Annotated in this window: 24 protein-coding genes, 1 rRNA gene and 2 other annotated features; all 25 genes read left to right on the forward strand. The window is 37.8% G+C overall.

The genetic code is table 11. The features are described 5' to 3' along the window. Positions 1 to 83 (forward strand): 5S ribosomal RNA (gene rrf / locus B9N79_RS26975); the annotation flags it as partial. A 197-nt stretch (positions 84 to 280) separates the two neighbouring features. Next, positions 281 to 742: a CtsR family transcriptional regulator gene (locus tag B9N79_RS22030; RefSeq protein WP_019394101.1), complete on the forward strand. Its 462-nt coding sequence runs from the start codon at positions 281 to 283 to the stop codon at positions 740 to 742. 75 nt (positions 743 to 817) lie between these two features. After that, positions 818 to 1357, forward strand: a complete 540-nt coding sequence (gene mcsA / locus B9N79_RS22035) for a protein-arginine kinase activator protein McsA (RefSeq protein WP_040056366.1) — start codon at positions 818 to 820, stop codon at positions 1355 to 1357. A gap of 3 nt (positions 1358 to 1360) precedes the next feature. Continuing rightward, on the forward strand, positions 1361 to 2449 hold the full coding sequence (gene mcsB, locus B9N79_RS22040) for a protein-arginine kinase McsB (RefSeq protein ID WP_019394099.1): 1089 nt from the start codon (positions 1361 to 1363) through the stop codon (positions 2447 to 2449). Beyond that, positions 2446 to 4881 (forward strand): ATP-dependent protease ATP-binding subunit ClpC, encoded by a 2436-nt coding sequence (gene clpC, locus B9N79_RS22045; RefSeq protein ID WP_019394098.1) that lies wholly within the window; start codon positions 2446 to 2448, stop codon positions 4879 to 4881. The genes mcsB and clpC overlap by 4 nt, the downstream gene beginning before the upstream one ends. Before the next feature lie 86 nt (positions 4882 to 4967). Continuing rightward, positions 4968 to 6347: a DNA repair protein RadA gene (gene radA, locus B9N79_RS22050; RefSeq protein WP_040056365.1), complete on the forward strand. Its 1380-nt coding sequence runs from the start codon at positions 4968 to 4970 to the stop codon at positions 6345 to 6347. Between the two features lie 8 nt (positions 6348 to 6355). Continuing rightward, positions 6356 to 7429, forward strand: coding sequence for a DNA integrity scanning diadenylate cyclase DisA (gene disA, locus B9N79_RS22055; RefSeq protein ID WP_019394096.1), 1074 nt, complete (start codon positions 6356 to 6358; stop codon positions 7427 to 7429). A gap of 123 nt (positions 7430 to 7552) precedes the next feature. Continuing rightward, the gene (locus B9N79_RS22060) at positions 7553 to 8644 is read left to right on the forward strand and encodes a PIN/TRAM domain-containing protein (protein WP_019394095.1); all 1092 of its coding nucleotides are present in this window, start codon (positions 7553 to 7555) and stop codon (positions 8642 to 8644) included. A 28-nt stretch (positions 8645 to 8672) separates the two neighbouring features. After that, positions 8673 to 9377 (forward strand): 2-C-methyl-D-erythritol 4-phosphate cytidylyltransferase, encoded by a 705-nt coding sequence (gene ispD, locus B9N79_RS22065; protein WP_040056363.1) that lies wholly within the window; start codon positions 8673 to 8675, stop codon positions 9375 to 9377. Next, complete coding sequence (gene ispF, locus B9N79_RS22070) at positions 9374 to 9853, forward strand: 2-C-methyl-D-erythritol 2,4-cyclodiphosphate synthase (protein ID WP_040056362.1); 480 nt, start codon at positions 9374 to 9376, stop codon at positions 9851 to 9853. The genes ispD and ispF overlap by 4 nt, the downstream gene beginning before the upstream one ends. Positions 9854 to 9977: 124 nt before the next feature. Beyond that, positions 9978 to 11435: a glutamate--tRNA ligase gene (gltX, locus tag B9N79_RS22075; RefSeq protein ID WP_019394092.1), complete on the forward strand. Its 1458-nt coding sequence runs from the start codon at positions 9978 to 9980 to the stop codon at positions 11433 to 11435. A gap of 66 nt (positions 11436 to 11501) precedes the next feature. After that, positions 11502 to 11725 (forward strand) — a binding site (T-box leader). 55 nt (positions 11726 to 11780) lie between these two features. Beyond that, the gene (gene cysE / locus B9N79_RS22080) at positions 11781 to 12449 is read left to right on the forward strand and encodes a serine O-acetyltransferase (RefSeq protein WP_019394091.1); all 669 of its coding nucleotides are present in this window, start codon (positions 11781 to 11783) and stop codon (positions 12447 to 12449) included. Then, positions 12430 to 13833, forward strand: a complete 1404-nt coding sequence (gene cysS, locus B9N79_RS22085) for a cysteine--tRNA ligase (RefSeq protein ID WP_040056361.1) — start codon at positions 12430 to 12432, stop codon at positions 13831 to 13833. Before cysE ends, cysS begins: the two co-directional genes overlap by 20 nt. Before the next feature lie 2 nt (positions 13834 to 13835). Next, positions 13836 to 14252: a Mini-ribonuclease 3 gene (locus B9N79_RS22090; protein WP_019394089.1), complete on the forward strand. Its 417-nt coding sequence runs from the start codon at positions 13836 to 13838 to the stop codon at positions 14250 to 14252. Then, positions 14245 to 14994 (forward strand): 23S rRNA (guanosine(2251)-2'-O)-methyltransferase RlmB, encoded by a 750-nt coding sequence (gene rlmB / locus B9N79_RS22095; protein WP_019394088.1) that lies wholly within the window; start codon positions 14245 to 14247, stop codon positions 14992 to 14994. Before B9N79_RS22090 ends, rlmB begins: the two co-directional genes overlap by 8 nt. A gap of 2 nt (positions 14995 to 14996) precedes the next feature. Then, positions 14997 to 15509 carry an NYN domain-containing protein gene (locus B9N79_RS22100; protein WP_019394087.1) on the forward strand — a complete coding sequence of 171 codons (513 nt, stop codon included), beginning with the start codon at positions 14997 to 14999 and terminating at the stop codon, positions 15507 to 15509. A 104-nt stretch (positions 15510 to 15613) separates the two neighbouring features. Continuing rightward, positions 15614 to 16264: an RNA polymerase sporulation sigma factor SigH gene (sigH, locus tag B9N79_RS22105; protein ID WP_019394086.1), complete on the forward strand. Its 651-nt coding sequence runs from the start codon at positions 15614 to 15616 to the stop codon at positions 16262 to 16264. 117 nt (positions 16265 to 16381) lie between these two features. Continuing rightward, positions 16382 to 16531, forward strand: a complete 150-nt coding sequence (rpmG, locus tag B9N79_RS22110; RefSeq protein WP_019394085.1) for a 50S ribosomal protein L33 — start codon at positions 16382 to 16384, stop codon at positions 16529 to 16531. 38 nt (positions 16532 to 16569) lie between these two features. Then, positions 16570 to 16749, forward strand: a complete 180-nt coding sequence (gene secE / locus B9N79_RS22115) for a preprotein translocase subunit SecE (protein ID WP_019394084.1) — start codon at positions 16570 to 16572, stop codon at positions 16747 to 16749. A gap of 133 nt (positions 16750 to 16882) precedes the next feature. After that, on the forward strand, positions 16883 to 17419 hold the full coding sequence (gene nusG / locus B9N79_RS22120; protein WP_019394083.1) for a transcription termination/antitermination protein NusG: 537 nt from the start codon (positions 16883 to 16885) through the stop codon (positions 17417 to 17419). Positions 17420 to 17638: 219 nt separating this feature from the next. Next, positions 17639 to 18064, forward strand: coding sequence for a 50S ribosomal protein L11 (gene rplK / locus B9N79_RS22125; RefSeq protein WP_019394082.1), 426 nt, complete (start codon positions 17639 to 17641; stop codon positions 18062 to 18064). A 114-nt stretch (positions 18065 to 18178) separates the two neighbouring features. Continuing rightward, complete coding sequence (gene rplA, locus B9N79_RS22130) at positions 18179 to 18877, forward strand: 50S ribosomal protein L1 (RefSeq protein ID WP_040056359.1); 699 nt, start codon at positions 18179 to 18181, stop codon at positions 18875 to 18877. A 47-nt stretch (positions 18878 to 18924) separates the two neighbouring features. Then, positions 18925 to 19079, forward strand: a sequence feature (ribosomal protein L10 leader region). Between the two features lie 50 nt (positions 19080 to 19129). Continuing rightward, the gene (gene rplJ / locus B9N79_RS22135) at positions 19130 to 19630 is read left to right on the forward strand and encodes a 50S ribosomal protein L10 (RefSeq protein ID WP_040056358.1); all 501 of its coding nucleotides are present in this window, start codon (positions 19130 to 19132) and stop codon (positions 19628 to 19630) included. A 53-nt stretch (positions 19631 to 19683) separates the two neighbouring features. Further along, on the forward strand, positions 19684 to 20046 hold the full coding sequence (gene rplL / locus B9N79_RS22140) for a 50S ribosomal protein L7/L12 (protein WP_040056357.1): 363 nt from the start codon (positions 19684 to 19686) through the stop codon (positions 20044 to 20046). Between the two features lie 211 nt (positions 20047 to 20257). Continuing rightward, positions 20258 to 20860: a class I SAM-dependent methyltransferase gene (locus B9N79_RS22145; RefSeq protein ID WP_040056356.1), complete on the forward strand. Its 603-nt coding sequence runs from the start codon at positions 20258 to 20260 to the stop codon at positions 20858 to 20860. Positions 20861 to 20968 lie beyond the last annotated feature (108 nt).

Below are 20968 nucleotides of genomic sequence, written 5' to 3' on the forward strand. Positions count from 1 at the left end.
CCCATGCCGAACACAGAAGTTAAGCTCTTGAACGCCGATGGTAGTTGGGACTTTGTCCCTGTGAGAGTAGGACGTTGCCAGGCACCATACAAAAAGGCTGATCTATTATAGATCAGCCTTTTTTATATTCTATACAATATTGTTATAAAGAACGTTTTGAAGTAATGAAAAGTGGAAACTATAGAAGTAGTACCTTGCGTTCGATTTTATTGCAATTTTACATAAAAAGCATTACTATTATTATAAAAGTCAAATATAGTCAAAGTCAGGAGGGGAAAGGGTGCGAAATATTTCTGACATTATTGAACAGTATCTAAAAGAAGTTTTAGATGTGAGTGACCAAGATATTGTAGAAATTAAACGTAGTGAAATTGCTCATAAGTTTCAATGTGTCCCTTCCCAAATTAACTACGTAATCAACACACGCTTTACCGTTGAACGCGGGTATGTAGTGGAAAGTAAACGTGGTGGTGGAGGCTTTATTAGAATTATCAAGGTACAATCTAATGACTACTTAGATCTTTTTAACCAAGTACTTGCAATGGTAAATGAACGAGTACCTCAATCAACTGCGGAAAGTTTGATTATTCGCCTAGTTGAAGAGGAGTTCATTACAAAGAGAGAAGCAAAAGTCATGTTAAGTGTTATTGATAATTCTGTTCTTAATGTTGATCCTCATCATCGTGATCAGCTTCGTGCTAGAATGTTAAAAGCTATGCTGCTAGCTTTACAGCATCGATAAGAAAGTATGTTAATAAGATTAGAGATAGGTTAATGTATTTTTACAAAGTGACAAGAAGTGTGAGGTGAGTAAGGATTGATTTGTCAACAATGTCATATGAGAGAAGCTGCTATTCATTTTACTGAAGTGTCAAATGGACAACAGCAGAAGATACACCTTTGCGAAAAGTGTGCAAAAGAGCGAGGAGACTTGTTTATGCTCTCAGATCATGAAAACTTTTCCATGAATGATTTGCTTGCAGGGTTGTTAAACTTTGATTCTGCTTTTAAAGAAGCTGAAAAATCATTTCAACAAGCTCCATTACACTGTCCTCATTGTAAAATGACATATAAACAGTTTGCTAAGGTTGGACGTTTTGGTTGTGCTCATTGCTACCAAGCATTTCAACAGAAATTAACCCCTTTTCTAAAACGTTTGCAAGGGGGGAATTCTCTTCATCGTGGAAAGATCCCACAAAGAGCAGGCGAAAATATTCAATTAAAAAAGGAATTGGAAAATTTAAAAGCGAAGTTAAAACAATACGTAGAAGCAGAGGAGTTTGAAGAGGCTGCAAAATTACGTGATGAAATTAGGGAACTGAATCGTCAGCTAGATCAAAAGAGAGGAGAGTCTTAATCAATGTCATTACATCATTTTTTAAATCAGGCCATCAGTCCATGGATGAACAGTGATGGACCGGATTCTGACATTGTATTAAGCACAAGAATTCGGTTAGCACGTAACTTTGAAGACTATGTTTTTCCGTTAATTGCTCAAGAAGAAGGAGACAGTGTTGTAACCTTCGTAAAAGAAAAAATTATGAATCGTCCTACGAGATGGGATTTTGAATTGTTAGAAATGAAGGAATTAGAGCCCCTTGAAAAGAAAGTATTAGTAGAAAAACATCTTATTAGTCCTTATCTTGCTGAGCAGTCTGAAGAAGGGGCTTGTATTCTATCACAGAATGAATCAGTAAGTATTATGTTGAATGAAGAAGATCATCTACGAATACAATGTTTATTCCCGGGGTTCCAGCTTGATAATGCTCTTCGTTTGGCGATGGAGTTAGATGATTGGATAGAGGAAAGAGCAGGCTATGCTTTTGATGAGACAATGGGCTATTTAACAAGTTGCCCAACTAATGTTGGCACAGGACTTCGTGCATCTGTTATGCTACATTTACCAGCTTTAGTTCTAACTCAACAGATTAATAAGATTGTACCAGCTATCAATCAGCTAGGACTCGTTGTACGAGGGATTTATGGGGAAGGAAGTCAAGCTTTAGGAAATATATTTCAAGTTTCTAATCAGATCACTTTAGGGAAAAGTGAAGAAGACATTGTAAGTGATCTACAAAGTGTTGTAAAACAGCTTATTGCTCATGAACGATCAGCAAGGGAAGCCCTTGTACATACATCAAGTATTGAGCTTGAAGATCGTTTATACCGCTCATATGGAGTATTAACCAATGCGCGTATAATAGAATCTAAAGAAGCCGCTCAATGTTTATCGGATGTTAGACTCGGTATTGATCTTGGCTATATTGAAGGCATTACGAGAAGCATCCTAAACGAGCTTATGGTTGTAACGCAGCCAGGTTTCCTACAGCAATATGCAGGTGGACCTCTTCGTCCAAATCAACGGGACATTAGAAGAGCATCTTTAATAAGGGAACGCTTGCAGTTAGAAAAAGACAATCGAAATCGGATGGAGAGTGATGAAGGATGATGTTTGGAAGATTTACAGAGCGCGCTCAGAAAGTATTAGCATTAGCCCAAGAGGAAGCACTTCGTCTTGGACATAACAATATTGGTACAGAACATATCCTACTAGGAATCGTTCGTGAAGGTGAAGGGATTGCGGCAAAAGCCCTACTTGCACTTAACTTAGGTACTGATAAAGTTCAAAAAGAAGTAGAATCCCTAATTGGTCGTGGCCAAGAAGTAGCTCAAACTGTTCATTATACACCTCGAGCTAAAAAAGTCATTGAGCTCTCCATGGATGAAGCTCGTAAACTTGGTCATTCTTATGTAGGAACAGAGCACATTTTATTAGGTCTTATCCGCGAAGGTGAAGGTGTTGCCGCTCGCGTTTTAAATAATCTAGGAGTGAGCTTAAATAAAGCTCGTCAGCAAGTACTTCAGCTTCTTGGTAGTAATGAAGCAAATGCAAATCACCAAGGAAGTGGAACGCCAAATGCTAACACACCAACGTTAGATGGATTAGCACGTGATTTAACAGCTATTGCTCGTGAAGGAAGTCTTGATCCTGTTATTGGCCGTAGCAAAGAAATTCAGCGTGTCATTGAAGTACTAAGTCGTCGTACGAAAAATAATCCTGTGTTAATTGGAGAACCTGGTGTTGGTAAAACAGCAATTGCAGAAGGATTAGCACAACAAATTGTAAACAACGAAGTTCCTGAGATTTTAAGAGATAAGCGTGTAATGACGTTAGATATGGGAACAGTTGTAGCTGGAACAAAATATCGTGGAGAGTTTGAGGATCGCTTGAAGAAAGTTATGGATGAAATTCGTCAAGCTGGAAACATCATTTTATTCATTGATGAGCTTCATACACTAATTGGAGCAGGTGGAGCGGAAGGTGCCATTGATGCTTCTAATATTTTAAAACCTTCTCTAGCACGTGGAGAGCTTCAATGTATCGGAGCGACAACGCTAGACGAATATCGCAAATATATTGAGAAAGATGCAGCACTTGAGCGTCGTTTTCAACCAATTCAAGTTGATGAGCCAACAGCAGATGAGTCTGTTCAAATTCTACAAGGGCTTCGTGATCGTTATGAAGCGCATCATCGTGTATCGATTACTGATGAAGCTATTGAAGCTGCTGTTAATCTTTCAGATCGTTATATCTCAGACCGTTTCCTACCAGATAAAGCAATTGATTTGATTGATGAAGCAGGTTCGAAAGTACGTTTACGTTCATTTACAACACCACCAAATTTAAAAGAGCTTGAAGTTAAACTTGAAACAGTTCGCAAAGAAAAAGATGCGTCTGTGCAAAGCCAAGAATTTGAAACAGCGGCATCTCTACGTGATACAGAACAGCGTCTTCGCGAAGAGCTTGAACAAACGAAAAAAGAGTGGAAAGAGAAGCAAGGACAAGAAAACTCTGAAGTTACAGTTGAGGATATTGCAATGGTTGTATCTAGCTGGACTGGAATTCCGGTTGTTAAACTAGCACAGGAAGAAACAGAGCGTTTGCTTAAACTAGAAGAAATCTTACATTCTCGAGTAATTGGGCAAGATGAAGCAGTTAAAGCTGTTTCAAAAGCAGTTCGTCGTGCTCGTGCTGGATTAAAAGATCCAAAACGTCCAATTGGTTCTTTCATCTTCTTAGGCCCAACAGGTGTTGGTAAAACAGAGCTTGCTCGTGCATTAGCAGAAGCAATGTTTGGTGAGGAAGATGCAATGATTCGAATTGACATGTCAGAATACATGGAGAAACATTCAACATCTCGCCTAGTTGGATCACCTCCAGGGTATGTAGGATATGAAGAAGGCGGACAGCTTACAGAGAAAGTAAGACGCAAGCCTTATTCAGTTGTTCTTCTTGATGAAGTGGAAAAAGCACATCCAGATGTATTTAATATTTTACTTCAAGTACTAGAAGATGGACGTCTTACAGATTCTAAAGGCCGTACAGTGGACTTTAGAAATACAGTTCTCATTATGACTTCAAATGTGGGTGCAGAAGCACTAAAACGAAATAAGTATGTTGGATTCAATGTGCAAGATGAAAATGAGAATTACAAGGACATGAAAGGCAAAGTAATGGATGAATTAAAACGTGCTTTCCGTCCAGAATTCCTAAATCGTATTGATGAGATGATTGTTTTCCACTCATTAGAAAAAGATCATTTACGTTATATTGTGACGCTAATGGCAGACCAACTTATCAAGCGTCTAAAAGAGCAAGATATTGAGCTTGAACTAACAGAAGAAGCGGCAAACAAAATTGCTGAAGAAGGATTTGATCCAGAATACGGAGCGAGACCGCTACGCCGCGCTATTCAACGTCATGTAGAAGATCGCTTATCTGAGGAACTTCTAAAAGGGAATGTACAAAAAGGGCAGAAAGTTGTGCTTGATGTAAAAGACGGTGAATTTACCGTTAAAGCAGCACAGCCAAGTTCATAATAGAAACATTTACACTAAGGCATACGGAGATAGTTAACGTATGCCTTAGTTGCTATTATTACTTCTAAGACAGAAAGGAACACAGTATGGCAAAGAAAAAGACAAAATTTATGTGTCAAGATTGTGGATATGAATCTGCCAAATGGATGGGGAAATGTCCTGGTTGTGGGAAATGGAACACAATGGTGGAAGAAGTGGAACATGTTCAAACAGGAAGACGAGGAGCGTTCTCTGGAGCTGTTTCTTCTTCAGTAAAAAGAAAACCAGAAGCTATTACAACAATTAAAACAGTTGAGGAACCGCGTATTTTTACTAAGTCCTCTGAGCTAAACCGTGTTCTTGGTGGAGGAATTGTAAAAGGGTCCCTTGTTTTAATTGGAGGAGATCCTGGAATTGGGAAATCTACGCTCTTATTGCAATGTTCAGCGCAGCTTGCAGATCAAAAACATAAAGTTCTCTACATTTCAGGAGAGGAATCAACAAAGCAGACAAAGCTAAGAGCAGACCGATTAGGAGTTACAGCAGATCATCTCTTTGTTCATGCAGAAACAAATTTGGAGATGATTTTAGACGCTATCAATGAAATGAAGCCTGACTTTGTTGTAGTCGATTCCATTCAGACGGTTTATCATGCAGATATTACATCTGCTCCTGGAAGCGTTTCGCAAGTTCGTGAATGTACAGGTGAACTAATGCGGGTTGCTAAAACAAATAGTATACCAATTTTTATCGTTGGTCATGTTACTAAAGAAGGTTCCATTGCAGGCCCTCGCTTACTTGAGCATATGGTAGATACCGTTCTTTATTTTGAAGGGGAACGTCATCATACGTATCGTATCTTACGTGCGGTTAAAAACCGTTTTGGTTCTACAAATGAGATGGGGATATTTGAGATGAAAGAAGCTGGTCTTCAAGAAGTGTTAAATCCATCTGAAATCTTCCTTGAAGAACGTTCAAAAGGAGCAGCGGGATCTGTTGTTGTAGCTTCGATGGAAGGAACGCGCCCTGTATTAGTAGAACTTCAAGCCCTTATTAGCCCAACAAGCTTTGGTAATCCACGGAGAATGGCAACAGGAGTAGATCATAATAGAGTTTCGCTTATTATGGCTGTATTAGAGAAGCGAGTTGGTTTACTGCTCCAAAATCAGGATGCTTATTTAAAAGTAGCAGGTGGTGTGAAATTAGATGAACCTGCTATTGATTTAGCTGTTGCTGTGAGTATTGCTTCAAGCTTTAGAGATCAAGTTTCTAATCCTGTTGATGTTGTCATTGGTGAAGTAGGATTAACAGGTGAAATTCGCCGCGTATCACGAATTGAACAACGTATTCAGGAAGCAGCAAAACTCGGGTTCCAACGTGCCATTATTCCAGCCAAGAATATTGGAGGATGGGAAGCACCTGCTGGAATAGAAATTATCGGAGTTGAAACCGTATCAGAAGCATTAAAATACACGTTGGGAGGTTAGATCATAAGATGGACGGGGAAAGAATAAATGAGAAACAAATGACTGAAATTCTACAGTTTGTTGCTCCTGGAACACCGATTAGAGAAGGTATTGAAAACGTTCTGCGTGCTAAAACAGGAGGACTTATTGTGTTAGGCAACACTGAGGAAGTAAAAAAAATTGTTGATGGTGGATTTTCAATCAACTGTTCTTTCTCTCCAGCCCACCTTTATGAACTTGCTAAAATGGACGGAGCTATTATCTTAAGTGAGTCGGGAAATAAGATTTTATATGCCAACACGCAGCTTATCCCAGATCCTTCTATCTCTTCCTCTGAAACAGGAATGCGCCATCGTACAGCAGAAAGAACCGCAAAACAGACGGGAAACCTTGTTATTGCTATTTCTGAGCGTAGGAATGTTATTACTCTTTATAAAGGACAACTTCAATATGCATTAAGAGAGATTAGCGTTATTTTAGCAAAAGCAAACCAAGCGTTGGAGACACTAGAGAAATATAAAACAGTGCTAGATGAATCTGTTGATAGCTTAAGTTCTCTAGAATTTGAAGAACAAGTAACACATGCAGACGTTATCCAAGTCCTTCATCGTATTGAGATGGTATTACGGATTAAGCATGAAATTTTAAATTATGTAAGTGAATTAGGGATTGAAGGGAGACTTGTGAGGCTTCAAATGAATGAACTCCTTTCTCATTTCCAAGAAGAAGTAGTTCTGCTTGTTCAAGACTATATGTATGATCCTGAAAAAGATTCTTATAAGATTGTCAATAAACTCCAGGATTTATCTAATACGATGCTCCTTGATGACCAAACATTACTTCGTTTAATGGGATACCCTTTATATACGAGCCTTGATGATCAAGTTGCACCAAGAGGCTATCGAATGCTCCATAAAATCCCTAGACTCCCAAGTGTTATTATTGAAAATTTAATTCAAGAATTTGGTGGTTTAAAGCGAATTAGTGATGCATCTGTAGATAGACTGGATGAAGTGGAAGGTATTGGAGAAATTAGAGCAAAAAAAATTAAAGAAGGTTTAAAAACTCTGAAACAACAGCATCTATATAATCGTCATTTATAAAAGAAGAAAGTATTTGTCGAAAACTGTGTGAAACATGACAATTTATTTACAAATAATTGAATTTGTTAACTAGCAGGTTTTGAATGAGCTAAACTGTTTATAATGATAAAGGGAGGTGAATGTATGCTAAAACGTATAATTCAAATCTTCTTTCTTGTCACAGGTGGAACGCTTGGATTTGTTTTTGCAGATAACATAACAAGCTTGTTAGGACTTGAAGGAGTTACGTTTTTACAAAACTCATACGTTCTTGCTGTATTGGGAGCTATCATTTTTTATGCTGTAACTTTTTGGGCTGTCGATTATGTTGTTAATTTTATTAAAAGGGTTGAGGAATCTGTAGTCAAAGCTCCTGCAACAGATGTTTTATTTGGTAGTTTAGGACTTATTTTTGGACTCATTCTCGCATATTTAGCGGGCATTCCTTTAGGCAAGATTCAATTGCAAATGGTCGGTACTGTATTACCTATTTTCCTCACTGTTCTTCTTGGCTACCTAGGTTTCCAAGTTGGCTTTAAGAAACGAGATGAGCTTGTTAATTTGTTTTCAATTCCATCTCGCATGGGAAAGAAAAAGCAAGTGGAAGAGGAAACAACTACACAAGAAAAAACGTTCAAGATTTTAGATACAAGTGTTATTATAGATGGGCGTATTGCTGACATTTGTCAAACAGGTTTTCTAGAGGGAATTGTTGTTATTCCACAGTTTGTTTTAGAAGAGCTCCAGCATATTGCTGATTCATCAGATGTATTAAAGAGAAACAGAGGACGTCGTGGGTTAGATATTTTAAATCGCATTCAAAAGGAGCTTGCGATTAAGGTTGAAATCTATGAGGGCGATTTTGAAGATATTCAAGAAGTAGATAGCAAGCTTGTAAAATTAGCAAAGCTAACTTCTGGGGTTGTTGTGACAAATGATTTTAACTTAAATAAAGTATGTGAACTTCAAGGAGTTAGCGTGCTTAATATTAATGATTTAGCAAATGCCGTTAAGCCTGTTGTTCTTCCTGGTGAAGAAATGCATGTTCTAGTGATTAAGGACGGAAAAGAACAGAATCAAGGTATTGCATATTTAGATGATGGTACAATGATTGTTGTAGAAGAAGGGCGCAACTATATCGGAAAGAGTATTGATGTTCTTGTAACAAGTGTTCTTCAAACTTCTGCAGGTCGCATGATTTTTGCGAAACCCAAGCTATTAGAGAAGGCTTTATGAAGGGATCAAAGGGAAGAGGAGAAAAAAGATGAAGTACGACGTAGTTATTCCCGCGGCGGGACAAGGAAAAAGGATGAAAAAAGGGGTAAATAAACAATTTATTAACCTACAAGACCATCCGGTAATTGTGCATACACTGCAAGTTTTTGAACAAGACCCATGGTGTAGAAAAGTCATCATCGTCGTTAACGAAAAAGAAGTAGATCTTTTCAAAGAACTTATTGAAGTGAACAATATTCGCAAAGTATCAGAAATTGTTAAGGGTGGAAGTGAACGACAGCATAGTGTTTACAACGGACTAAAAATCTTAACAGACGAAGATGGAATTGTTCTTGTTCATGACGGAGCTCGTCCTTTCATTGAGCAAGAGCATGTCCATCGTCTTGTAGAAGAGGCAAGTGAGAGTAAAGCAGCTGTCTTAGCAGTCCCTGTTAAAGATACTATGAAGCGAGTGAGAAATGGCAAAGTCATTGATACAGTAGAGCGCTCAAGCTTGTGGGCTATTCAAACACCACAAGCTTTTGTTTTGTCATTAATTCAATATGCACATGAAAAAGCTCAAGAAAAGAACTACTTAGGTACTGATGATGCTAGTCTCGTAGAAGCCGTAGGAGAAGATGTAACAATTGTTGAAGGAAGTTATAACAATATCAAGTTAACAACTCCTGAAGATTTAATTTATGCAGAAGCTATTTTACAAGCACAGAAGATAAAGGAGAGAAAGCTAACATGAATATAAGAATTGGACAAGGATTTGACGTTCATAAATTTGCAGAAGATCGTCCTCTGATTATAGGTGGAGTAAATATTCCACACGATAAAGGCCTTATTGGGCATTCAGATGCAGATGTATTGCTTCATGCAATCTCAGATGCAATTTTAGGGGCAGTTGGAGAAGGAGATATCGGTAAGCATTTTCCTGATACGGATGAAGCATTTAAGGATGCTGATTCAGCTAAATTACTTCAGCATGTTTGGGGAATTGCAGAAGAAAAGGGTTATACATTAGGAAACTTAGATTGTACAATTATTGCTCAGAAACCAAAAATGGCTCCATATATTGAAGAGATTAGAGCACGCATTGCTGAACTATTAAAAGCAACAAAAGATCAAATCAATGTAAAAGCTACAACAACAGAAAAATTAGGGTTTACAGGACGTGAGGAAGGTATTGCTTCACAGGCAGCAGTTCTTTTACAAGGGAAATAATTTTACAGAGTTTGAAAGATAAGCATTTGGTGATAAAATAGGCATATTACTATATCATTTCTAAAAGCATATAGCAAAAATTTTTATATTGCATTTATACGTAAATTACTGGAGGTTGAGTTTCATGTCAAACGAAGTTCGCGTACGTTATGCACCTAGTCCAACAGGTCATTTACATATCGGAAACGCCAGAACAGCGCTTTTTAACTATTTATTTGCAAGAGGACACAACGGTAAATTTATTATCCGTATTGAAGATACTGACCAAAAACGTAACATTGAAGGTGGAGAAGAAAGCCAACTTCAATATTTGAAATGGTTAGGTATTGAGTGGGACGAAAGCATTGACGTTGGTGGCGAATACGGTCCATACCGTCAGTCAGAGCGCAATGACATTTATGCAAAATATACAAAACAGCTTATGGAGAACGAGCAAGCTTACTATTGCTACTGTACGGAAGAAGAGCTAGAAGCAGAACGCGAAGCTCAAATTGCGGAAGGCAAGCCACCTCGTTATTCTAATAAATGTCGTCATCTTACATCAGAAGATCGTGCAGCGCTAGAGGCAGAAGGACGTAAACCAAGCATTCGTTTCAAAGTGCCAGAAGGGCGCGTATTCAAATTTGATGACATGGTAAAAGGCGAAGTTGCATTTGAATCAGATGGTATTGGTGACTTTGTTATCGTGAAAAAAGATGGTATTCCAACATATAACTATGCGGTTGCTATTGATGATCATCTTATGAAAATGTCTCATGTTCTTCGTGGTGATGATCATATTTCAAATACACCAAAGCAACTTATGATTTATGATGCATTTGGATGGGAAGCACCAAAATTTGGTCATATGACGCTTATTGTTAATGAAAGCCGTCGTAAACTGAGTAAGCGTGATGAGTCTATTATTCAATTTATTGAACAATACAAAGACCTTGGTTATCTTCCTGAAGCATTATTTAACTTTATTACTCTACTTGGTTGGTCACCGGAAGGAGAAGAAGAGCTATTCACAAAAGAACAGTTCATTGAAATCTTTGACCCAAGTCGTTTATCGAAATCACCGGCTCTTTTCGATATGAAAAAGCTAAAATGGATGAACAATCAATACATTAAAGAACTTTCAACAGATGAAGTTGTTGATCTTGCTTTACCACACCTTGTTAAAGCAGGTAAAGTAAAAGAAGAGATGAGTGATCAAGAAAAGCAATGGGTATATGATGTAATTGCTCTTTACAAAGACCAACTAAGCTTTGGAGCGGAAATTATTGAGCTTACAGATTTGTTCTTTAGAACATCTATTGAGTATGATGAAGAAGCACAAGAAGTGCTAAATGAAGAACAAGTACCAGAAGTAATGCAGGCCTTTGCCCAGGAAATTAACAGCCTTGAAGACTTTGAACCAGCAAGTATTAAAAGTTCGATTAAAGCTGTTCAAAAAGCAACAGGACATAAAGGCAAAAAGCTATTCATGCCAATCCGTGTTGCAACAACTGGTCAAACTCATGGACCAGAACTTCCACAGGCAATTGCACTTTTAGGAAAAGAAACAGTACTTGCTCGTTTAGAAGGAGCAGTAAAATAAATTACTAATTTTTGCGCAAAATAGTTAACATCTCATTCATTCTGTAATATAGTGAACCATATCATTATTAAAACGTTGAGAAGGAGAAGTAAAAAACATTCCCATATTAGAGAGAGTCACCAAAGGCTGAAAGTGACTTATGGTTTTAATGTTTTTGAAATGCACCTTTGAGTCCTTTGCCCAAACATTTTATGGAGTAGGCAAAGGCGGATTCTCTTCCGTTATTAGAGTAGAGCAGAGGCTTTATTAGCCTAAGCAGAGTGGAACCGCGCGAACGAAGCGTCTCTGTGTCATATGACACAGAGACGCTTTTTTTAGTAGAGAAAAACATAGAGGGGGAGAAATGTGTTAAAGCTACTGAAAGAAGATATTGACGTTGTTTTTGAGCAAGATCCTGCAGCAAGAAGTTATATTGAAGTGATTTTAACGTATTCAGGTTTACATGCTATATGGGCACATCGCGTTGCCCATGCTTTTCATCGACGCAGATGGTTCTTTTTAGCTCGCATAATTGCTCAAATTAGCCGTTTCTTCACAGGAGTTGAAATTCATCCTGGCGCGCGGATTGGTCATCGTTTCTTTATTGACCATGGTATGGGAGTTGTTATTGGAGAAACGTGTGAAATAGGGGATAATGTGACAGTTTACCAAGGCGTTACTCTCGGAGGAACAGGGAAAGAAAAAGGCAAGCGTCACCCAACAATTAAAGATAATGTATTAATTGCAACAGGAGCAAAAGTGCTTGGTTCTATCGTTATTGAAGAAAATTCAAAGGTAGGAGCGGGTTCTGTTGTTCTAAAAGATGTTCCAAGTAACTCTACTGTTGTAGGTATTCCAGGAAGAGCGGTTATTCAAGATGGCATAAAAGTTAATAAAGATTTAAATCACTCTGATTTACCAAACCCAGTAGCAGATCGTTTTAAAGAGTTAGAAGAAGAAATTAAAAGACTTCAACAGGAAGTTAAAGAGCTAAAAGAAGAAGGGAAGAAAAAACATGACAATCAAGTTATATAATACGTTAACACGCCAAAAAGAGATTTTTACTCCACTTGAAGAAAACAAAGTAAAAATGTACGTGTGCGGACCAACCGTGTATAACTATATTCATATTGGAAATGCAAGACCTGCCATTGTATTTGATACAGTTCGCCGTTACTTAGAATATAGAGGGTATGACGTTCAATACGTTTCTAACTTTACAGATGTTGATGATAAATTAATCAAAGCAGCAAATGAGCTTGGAGAAGAAGTTCCCACTATTGCTGAGCGTTTTATTAAAGCTTACTTTGAGGATACGGAAGCATTAGGATGCAAAAAAGCGGATGTTCATCCACGTGTAACAGAGAATATGGATACAATTATTGAATTTATTGAAATGCTAATTGATAAAGGGTTTGCTTATGAAGCAGGTGGAGATGTTTACTATAAAACACGTAAGTTTGATGGATATGGCAAACTATCTCATCAATCAATTGATGAACTGCGCTCTGGAGCACGTATTGGAGTTGGCGAGAAGAAAGATGATCCACTAGATTTCACGCTTTGGAAAGAAGCAAAAGACGGAGAAATTAGCTGGGACAGTCCATGGGGGAAAGGGCGTCCGGGTTGGCACATTGAGTGCTCAGCAATGGCGCGTAAATACTTAGGAGACACAATTGATATTCATGCAGGAGGGCAAGATTTATCATTCCCTCATCATGAGAACGAAATCGCTCAATCTGAAGCAGCAACAGGAAAAGAATTTGCAAAGTACTGGCTTCATAATGGGTATATTAATATTGATAACGAGAAGATGTCTAAATCTCTTGGTAACTTTGTTCTTGTGCACGATATCTTAAAAGAAATTGAGCCTTCTTTACTTCGTTTCTTTATGTTAACTGTTCAATATCGCCATCCAATTAATTATAATCAAGAACTTCTAGAGGATACAAAAAGAGGACTTGAAAGAATTCAAACAGCATATGAAAATGTGCAACATCGATTAGAACATTCAACAAACTTAGCGACTCAAGATGAAAAGTGGGAAGATAAAATCGCAGAACTTCACCAATCTTTTGTAACAGAAATGGATGATGATTTTAATACAGCAAACGCTATTTCTGTTCTCTTTGAGCTATCAAAACAGGCAAATCTTTACCTTGCAGAAGAAAATACATCAGTAGCTGTTTTAGAAGCGTTTATCAAAGAGTTTGAAACAATCACTGGTGTATTAGGAGTAGAACTAGCAGGCAAAGACGAAGAGCTTTTAGACGAGGAAATTGAGCAACTTCTTGAGGAACGCATTCAAGCACGTAAGGACCGCAACTTCCAGCGAGCAGATGAGATTCGTGATGAATTAAAGAGTCGAAATATCATTCTTGAAGATACGTCACAAGGCACACGTTGGAAAAGAGGGTAAGTATGTTAGACAACCAAATAGAAGTAAAACAATTAAACAGTCTTGCATTAGCTTATATGGGAGATGCAGTATTCGATCAGTATATACGTCATCATCTCCTGTTGAAAGGCAGTGTACGACCAAATATGCTACACAGACAGGCAAAAGAATATGTATCAGCACGGGCACAGGCGAAGATTGTTCATCAGCTACTAGATGAAGGATTCTTAACTGAAGAAGAACAAGCCGTCTTAAGAAGAGGACGAAATGCTAAATCAGGAAGTATTCCAAAGCATACAGATGTACAAACATATCGCTATAGCACAGCATTTGAAGCTGTGCTTGGCTATCTTTATCTTGACAGTCAACAAAAACGCGTAACTGAAATTGTTGAAAAAGCCATTATGATTATTGAAAGGAGTGAAGAAAACGGTGAGTGAGAATCAAGAATTTATTGCCGGTAAAAATCCTGTCTTAGAAGCTTTAAAAGCAGAGCGAGACATTAATAAGATTTGGATTGCAGAAGGTTCACAGCGTGGCCAAATGCAACAAGTTATCAATACAGCTAAACAAAAGAAGGTGCTTGTTCAATTTGTTCCAAAAAAGAAAATTGATCAGCTAGTAGATGCAAACCATCAAGGAGTTGTTGCTCTTGTTGCTGCATATCAGTATGCGGAGATTGATGACATGTTTGCCTTAGCCGAGAAGAAGAACGAAACACCGTTTTTTCTATTATTAGACGAACTTGAAGATCCTCATAATTTAGGATCCATCATGAGAACAGCTGATGCTGTTGGCGCACATGGAATCATTATTCCAAAACGCCGTTCTGTAAGCTTAACAGCAACAGTTGCTAAAGCTTCTACAGGAGCTATTGAACATATCCCCGTTTCACGTGTAACAAATTTAGCTCGTACGATTGATGAATTAAAGGATCGCGGAATTTGGTTTTTCGGAACAGATGCTAAAGGAGCAGAAGATTACCGCACAATGGATGGGAAAATGCCGCTCTGTTTAATTATCGGCAGTGAAGGCAAGGGAATGAGTCGTCTTGTCAAAGATAAATGTGATTTTCTTATCAAACTTCCTATGGTTGGGCATGTAACATCCTTAAATGCTTCAGTTGCAGCAAGTCTGCTTATGTATGAAGTTCATCGCAAACGTCATCCCCTAGGTAGCTAAACATGGAGAATATACTTCTTGTTGATGGTTACAACATTATTGGAGCATGGCCAGAGCTAAGAAGCTTACGAGACAAAGACTTAGAAAGTGCAAGAGATATTCTTATCGAGAAGCTAGCGGAGTATCGTGCATATACAGGGTATCAAGTTCTAGTTGTTTTTGATGCACACATGGTACCTGGACTGGAAAAAAAGAGAGATACACATAAAGTGAAAGTGATTTTTACGAAAGAGAATGAGACAGCGGATGAATGTATTGAAAAGTTAGCAAGCGAGCTTAACAATATCAAGACACAGATTCATGTTGCAACATCTGATTTTACGGAACAATGGGTGATATTTGGCCAAGGGGCTCTAAGAAAATCTGCTCGTGAACTTCGCAATGAAGTCATTGAAATTGAAGGGGAAATTAAAAAAAATGTCGATATTATTCGAGAAAAAAAACCAATAAGCCGGATTACCCTTTCAGATCAAGTATCCGAAGTGTTCGAAAAATGGCGAAGAGGGGAAAAGTAGTAAAAAAATTTAGAAAATATCTCTTTTTTCACACAATTCCGTTTGTCAAGTGAGAGTATCTACTGTATAATATTGCTATCTACTGCGCGTTCGGGGGGATCGATGTGGGCTTAAAACTTAGTTCAAAGGAAAGCGTTCAGTTACAACGTCAAGAAGATGAATTGGTTGTAGAGTTGGTTCACAGTGGTAATAGCGAAGCATTAGATTACTTGATTCACAAATACCGAAATTTTGTAAGAGCAAAAGCAAGATCGTATTTTTTAATAGGTGCAGACAGAGAAGATATTGTACAAGAAGGCATGATTGGACTTTACAAAGCCATCCGTGATTTTAGGGAAGATAAGCTATCATCTTTTAAAGCTTTTGCTGAGCTCTGTATTACAAGGCAGATTATTACGGCTATCAAAACAGCAACTCGACAAAAGCATATTCCGCTTAATTCTTATATATCATTGGACAAGCCTATTTATGACGAGGAATCAGACCGTACGCTTATGGATATTATTTCAGGAGCTAAGATTATGAATCCTGAAGAATTGATTATTAACCAAGAGAAGTTCGACGATATTGAACTTAAGATGGCTGAACTTCTAAGTGATTTGGAAAGAAAAGTACTTGTCCTTTATCTTGATGGACAATCTTATCAAGAAATTTCCGAAGAGTTAAATCGTCATGTGAAATCGATCGACAATGCCTTACAGCGCGTCAAACGTAAGTTAGAGAGATATTTAGAATTAAGAGAGATAACATTATAAAAAAGTCGACATGGCATTCTTATAGAATGCCATGTTGACATTTATTGTGTAATTATGATACTTTTTTAAGGATATTATATGTTATACCTATGGGTATTATGATAACAGGTGATAAAGATGCGTAAAAAATCTGTTTTGGCTTGTTCTGCTTGTGGAAGTCGTAACTATTCTACAATGAAAAATAGCAGTGCGGCAGGGGACAGGCTTGAAATTAAGAAGTTTTGCAAAACGTGTAACAGCCATACGGCACATTTAGAAACAAAATAGATTGATTCTACCCCTTTTCAACTGGAGGTTTCGTTTTAATGAAACGAATTGGAAGCTTTTTTAAAGATGTAGTACGCGAAATGAAAAAAGTCAGCTGGCCAACAAAAAAAGAATTAACTCGTTATACCATCACAGTTGTGACGACTGTAATTGTCATGACAGCGTTCTTTGCTGTAGTAGATCTAGGAATTTCTTCATTAATCCGATTGATTCCTTGAATAAGTGATGAATAAACATGGTATAATACAAAATAGATAAGCTATGTGAAAAGCCCGGAGACGGGTTTTTTAATTTGTCTTAAAATAGTTTCACTTCGAGTGAGTGGGAGGGAAAGGACGGAGGTCCTCAGCAATGGAGAAAAACTGGTACGTTGTTCATACCTATTCTGGTTATGAAAACAAAGTGAAAGCCAATTTAGAAAAGCGTGTCGAATCAATGGGCATGCAAGATAAAATCTTCCGTGTAATTGTACCGGAAGAAGAAGAAACAGAAACAAAGAACAACAAGACAAAAGTAACGAAGAAGAAAGTATTCCCAGGTTATGTGTTAGTAGAAATTGTCATGACAGATGATTCTTGGTACGTAGTACGAAATACACCTGGTGTTACTGGTTTCGTTGGATCAACAGGTTCAGGGTCAAAACCAACCCCATTATTACCGGAAGAATCAGAAGTAATTCTGAAAAGAATGGGGATGGAGCACGAGAAAGTAGATCTTGGTTTTGAACTTAAAGAGGTTGTTATGGTGAAAGAAGGGCCATTTGCAAACTTTGAAGGAACAATTGAAGAAATTGACTTTGATAAAAAGAAAATTAAAGTACTTGTTAACATGTTTGGTCGTGAAACACCTGTCGAACTTGATTTCCACCAGATTGATAAGATTGAATAGAAAGAGATTTAATGTGCTCTGAGACGATGACCTAGAAATTTCCTCATAAAAAACTTGCATTTCTGTTGAAACAGTGGTAACATTTCATAAGTCAGTACGTCTCAATTTTTGAGACTATACATTAAATATTCTTTATATTTTTTAATACGAGATAAAGAAGAATGAGTGGGAGGGGCTAATCCCCTATTACCACATCACGGACTTAAGGAGGTGTGTCTCGTGGCTAAAAAAGTAGTGAAAGTTGTAAAACTACAAATTCCTGCGGGCAAAGCAAACCCAGCTCCACCAGTTGGTCCAGCATTGGGTCAAGCAGGTGTAAACATCATGGGATTCTGTAAGGAGTTTAACGCTCGTACAGCAGATCAAGCAGGATTGATCATTCCAGTTGAAATTTCGGTATTTGAGGACCGTTCATTTACATTCATTACGAAGACTCCTCCTGCTGCAGTATTACTTAAAAAAGCAGCTGGTATCGAGTCAGGTTCTGGTGAACCAAATCGTAACAAAGTAGCAACAGTGAAACGAGATAAAGTACGCGAGATTGCTGAAACGAAAATGCCAGACCTTAACGCAGCAGACGTAGAAGCGGCTATGCGTATGGTTGAAGGTACTGCTCGTAGCATGGGAATCGTTATCGAAGACTAATTCCTATGTAAAACGTATTGGTAGTTGACAAGGTTGCGGGTATGGTTTTGCCATTTCGCAACCTTTATTCGTGGGAGGTTATTCCGCTAAAACCACATAAGGAGGAAATTTAAAATGGCTAAAAAAGGTAAAAAGTACTTAGAAGCTTCTAAGTTAGTAGATCGTACAGTTGCTTATGATGTTAAAGAAGCAATTGAACTGATCAAAAAAACAAGCACAGTAAATTTCGACGCAACAGTTGAAACAGCATTTCGTTTAGGAGTAGATCCTAAAAAAGCTGATCAACAAATCCGTGGCGCTTTAGTTTTACCGCATGGTACTGGTAAAACTCAACGTGTATTAGTATTCGCTAAAGGTGAGAAAGCAAAAGAAGCAGAAGCTGCTGGAGCTGACTTCGTTGGCGATTCTGATTACATCAACAAAATCCAACAAGGTTGGTTTGATTTTGACGTAGTTGTAGCTACTCCAGACATGATGGGTGAAGTTGGTAAACTTGGTCGCGTATTAGGACCAAAAGGTTTAATGCCAAACCCTAAAACTGGTACAGTAACATTCGACGTTGAAAAAGCAATCAACGAAATCAAAGCTGGTAAAGTTGAATATCGCGTTGATAAAGCTGGTAACATTCATGTACCAATTGGTAAAGTATCATTTGAAGATAACAAGCTTGTTGAAAACTTTACAGCACTTTATGAAACAATGCTTAAAGTTAAACCTGCTTCTTCAAAAGGAACTTACATCAAGAACCTAGCTGTAGCTTCTACAATGGGCCCTGGTGTAAAAGTTGATACGGCATCTTTTGGAATTAAATAATAAGGTATTGACTTTCTAACAGTCATTTAATATAATTTACCTTGTCTTAAAATTAAACATTATTGCCAAAGACAGTAGGTGCTTACTAAAGCTTAATTTCCTACCGAGGTGTATGATATAAAGCAGCGTTGCACGTCTGTACGCTCGTTTTAGAAAACCCTCTATGTCTTATTTACCACATAGAGGGTCTTCTTATGTTGCACCTTTTAAAAGGCATAAATGTGCATATCGAAATTTCCGGGAGGTGTAAAAATGAGCAGTGCTATCGAACAAAAGAAAGTGATCGTAGACGAAATTGCTGATAAGTTTAAAAATAGTAAATCAACAATCATTGTTGACTACCGTGGACTAAACGTATCTCAAGTAACAGAACTTCGTAAAAACCTACGTGATGCTGGCGTAGAATTCAAAGTATTCAAAAATACTTTAACTCGCCGTGCGGTAGAAAAAGCTGAGTTAACTGAGCTTAACGATGCATTAACTGGACCAAACGCAATTGCTTTCTCTAATGAGGATGTTATTGCACCAGCTAAAGTTTTACATGCATTTGCGAAAGAAAATGAAGCTCTTGAAATTAAAGCGGGTGTTCTTGAAGGGAATATTGCTTCAGTTGAAGAAATTCAAGCAATCGCAACTCTTCCATCTCGTGAAGGCTTACTTTCTATGCTTCTTAGCGTACTTCAAGCTCCAGCTCGTAACTTCGCTCTTGCAACTAAAGCTGTTGCAGATCAAAAAGAAGAGCAAGGCGCTTAATTATAGCTAACGGTTTTAAAACTAAATTATAATCCAATGAGGAGGACTTTCAAATGTCTAAAGAACAAATTATCGATGCTATTAAAGAAATGACAGTTCTTGAACTTAACGACCTAGTAAAAGCAATTGAAGAAGAATTCGGTGTAACTGCTGCTGCTCCTGTAGCTGTAGCTGGTGGTGCTGGTGGAGACGCTGCTGCTGAGAAAACTGAATTTGACGTAGTACTTGCTGGTGCTGGCGGACAAAAAATCAAAGTTATCAAAGTAGTACGTGAAATCACTGGTCTTGGCTTAAAAGAGGCTAAAGAACTTGTTGACAACACTCCAAAAGCTCTTAAAGAAGGCATTTCTCAAGAGGAAGCTGACGAGCTTAAAGCTAAACTTGAAGAAGTTGGCGCTTCTGTAGAAGTTAAATAATTTAAACATTACAGCATACGCTTAATGTTATAATAGAAGATAAGCGAGGTTTTCTTAGAAACCTCGCTTATCTTTATGTTTAAGGGCAAAGGGGCGCGTCGTGAACGGCCTCTTTTGACTTTCTTAAAAAGCGAGCATTTCACATTAGGCTCATTCTTTTGTATAATGAAAAAAGTTACAGTATTATGGAAGTGAGGAGGAGCTACGTAAAATGACAGAGCACTATTTTTCATCAAACCCTTCTGCTCAAAGCGATCGACAAAGCTTTTACTTCACGCTGCGGAATCACCATTTTACATTTACAACAGATCATGGTGTATTTTCGAAGAAGGAAGTCGATTTTGGTTCTCGCTTGCTTATTGAAACATTTGAAGAACCAGAAGTACAAGGGGATTTTCTTGATGTTGGATGTGGGTATGGCCCAATTGGAATATCTTTAGCTAAACAATGGCCAAGTCGTAAAGTGGATATGGTTGATGTAAATGAGCGGGCGCTGGAGCTTTCAAGTGAAAATGCAAAAAGTAACGGCGTTGAGAATGTGAACATCTTCAAAAGTTCAGCATATGAAAATATTTCATCAGATCAATATGCAGCTATTTTGACAAACCCGCCTATTCGAGCAGGGAAAAAGGTTGTTCATGAAATCCTTGAAGGGGCATCAACTCGGTTAAAAGAAAATGGCGAGCTTTGGGTTGTTATTCAGAAAAAGCAAGGAGCTCCTTCTGCACTTGAAAAATTAGAAGAGTTATTTTCTGAAGTTTTGGTAGAAACAAAGAAAAAAGGTTATTATATTATTCGTGCAAAAAAAATTTGACACTAATTTTTCGATGTGTTAACATTATAAAATGCCAATATGTAATTATTCCATCTTAATAAAAAAATTATACCTAAAAAGGTATAATTTTAGTTTGTATGGAAAAGC

Origin of the sequence: Priestia filamentosa (assembly GCF_900177535.1) — a bacterium.
GTDB lineage: Bacteria > Bacillota > Bacilli > Bacillales > Bacillaceae_H > Bacillus_I > Bacillus_I filamentosa.

Coding starts and splice junctions, on each gene's coding strand:
- mcsB (WP_019394099.1), top strand. CDS start 1,361: ATGTCATTACATCATTTTTTAAATCAGGCCATCAGTCCATGGATGAAC.
- clpC (WP_019394098.1), top strand. CDS start 2,446: ATGATGTTTGGAAGATTTACAGAGCGCGCTCAGAAAGTATTAGCATTA.
- radA (WP_040056365.1), top strand. CDS start 4,968: ATGGCAAAGAAAAAGACAAAATTTATGTGTCAAGATTGTGGATATGAA.
- disA (WP_019394096.1), top strand. CDS start 6,356: ATGGACGGGGAAAGAATAAATGAGAAACAAATGACTGAAATTCTACAG.
- B9N79_RS22060 (WP_019394095.1), top strand. CDS start 7,553: ATGCTAAAACGTATAATTCAAATCTTCTTTCTTGTCACAGGTGGAACG.
- ispD (WP_040056363.1), top strand. CDS start 8,673: ATGAAGTACGACGTAGTTATTCCCGCGGCGGGACAAGGAAAAAGGATG.
- ispF (WP_040056362.1), top strand. CDS start 9,374: ATGAATATAAGAATTGGACAAGGATTTGACGTTCATAAATTTGCAGAA.
- gltX (WP_019394092.1), top strand. CDS start 9,978: ATGTCAAACGAAGTTCGCGTACGTTATGCACCTAGTCCAACAGGTCAT.
- cysS (WP_040056361.1), top strand. CDS start 12,430: ATGACAATCAAGTTATATAATACGTTAACACGCCAAAAAGAGATTTTT.
- B9N79_RS22090 (WP_019394089.1), top strand. CDS start 13,836: ATGTTAGACAACCAAATAGAAGTAAAACAATTAAACAGTCTTGCATTA.
- B9N79_RS22100 (WP_019394087.1), top strand. CDS start 14,997: ATGGAGAATATACTTCTTGTTGATGGTTACAACATTATTGGAGCATGG.
- rpmG (WP_019394085.1), top strand. CDS start 16,382: ATGCGTAAAAAATCTGTTTTGGCTTGTTCTGCTTGTGGAAGTCGTAAC.
- secE (WP_019394084.1), top strand. CDS start 16,570: ATGAAACGAATTGGAAGCTTTTTTAAAGATGTAGTACGCGAAATGAAA.
- nusG (WP_019394083.1), top strand. CDS start 16,883: ATGGAGAAAAACTGGTACGTTGTTCATACCTATTCTGGTTATGAAAAC.
- rplA (WP_040056359.1), top strand. CDS start 18,179: ATGGCTAAAAAAGGTAAAAAGTACTTAGAAGCTTCTAAGTTAGTAGAT.
- rplJ (WP_040056358.1), top strand. CDS start 19,130: ATGAGCAGTGCTATCGAACAAAAGAAAGTGATCGTAGACGAAATTGCT.
- rplL (WP_040056357.1), top strand. CDS start 19,684: ATGTCTAAAGAACAAATTATCGATGCTATTAAAGAAATGACAGTTCTT.
- B9N79_RS22145 (WP_040056356.1), top strand. CDS start 20,258: ATGACAGAGCACTATTTTTCATCAAACCCTTCTGCTCAAAGCGATCGA.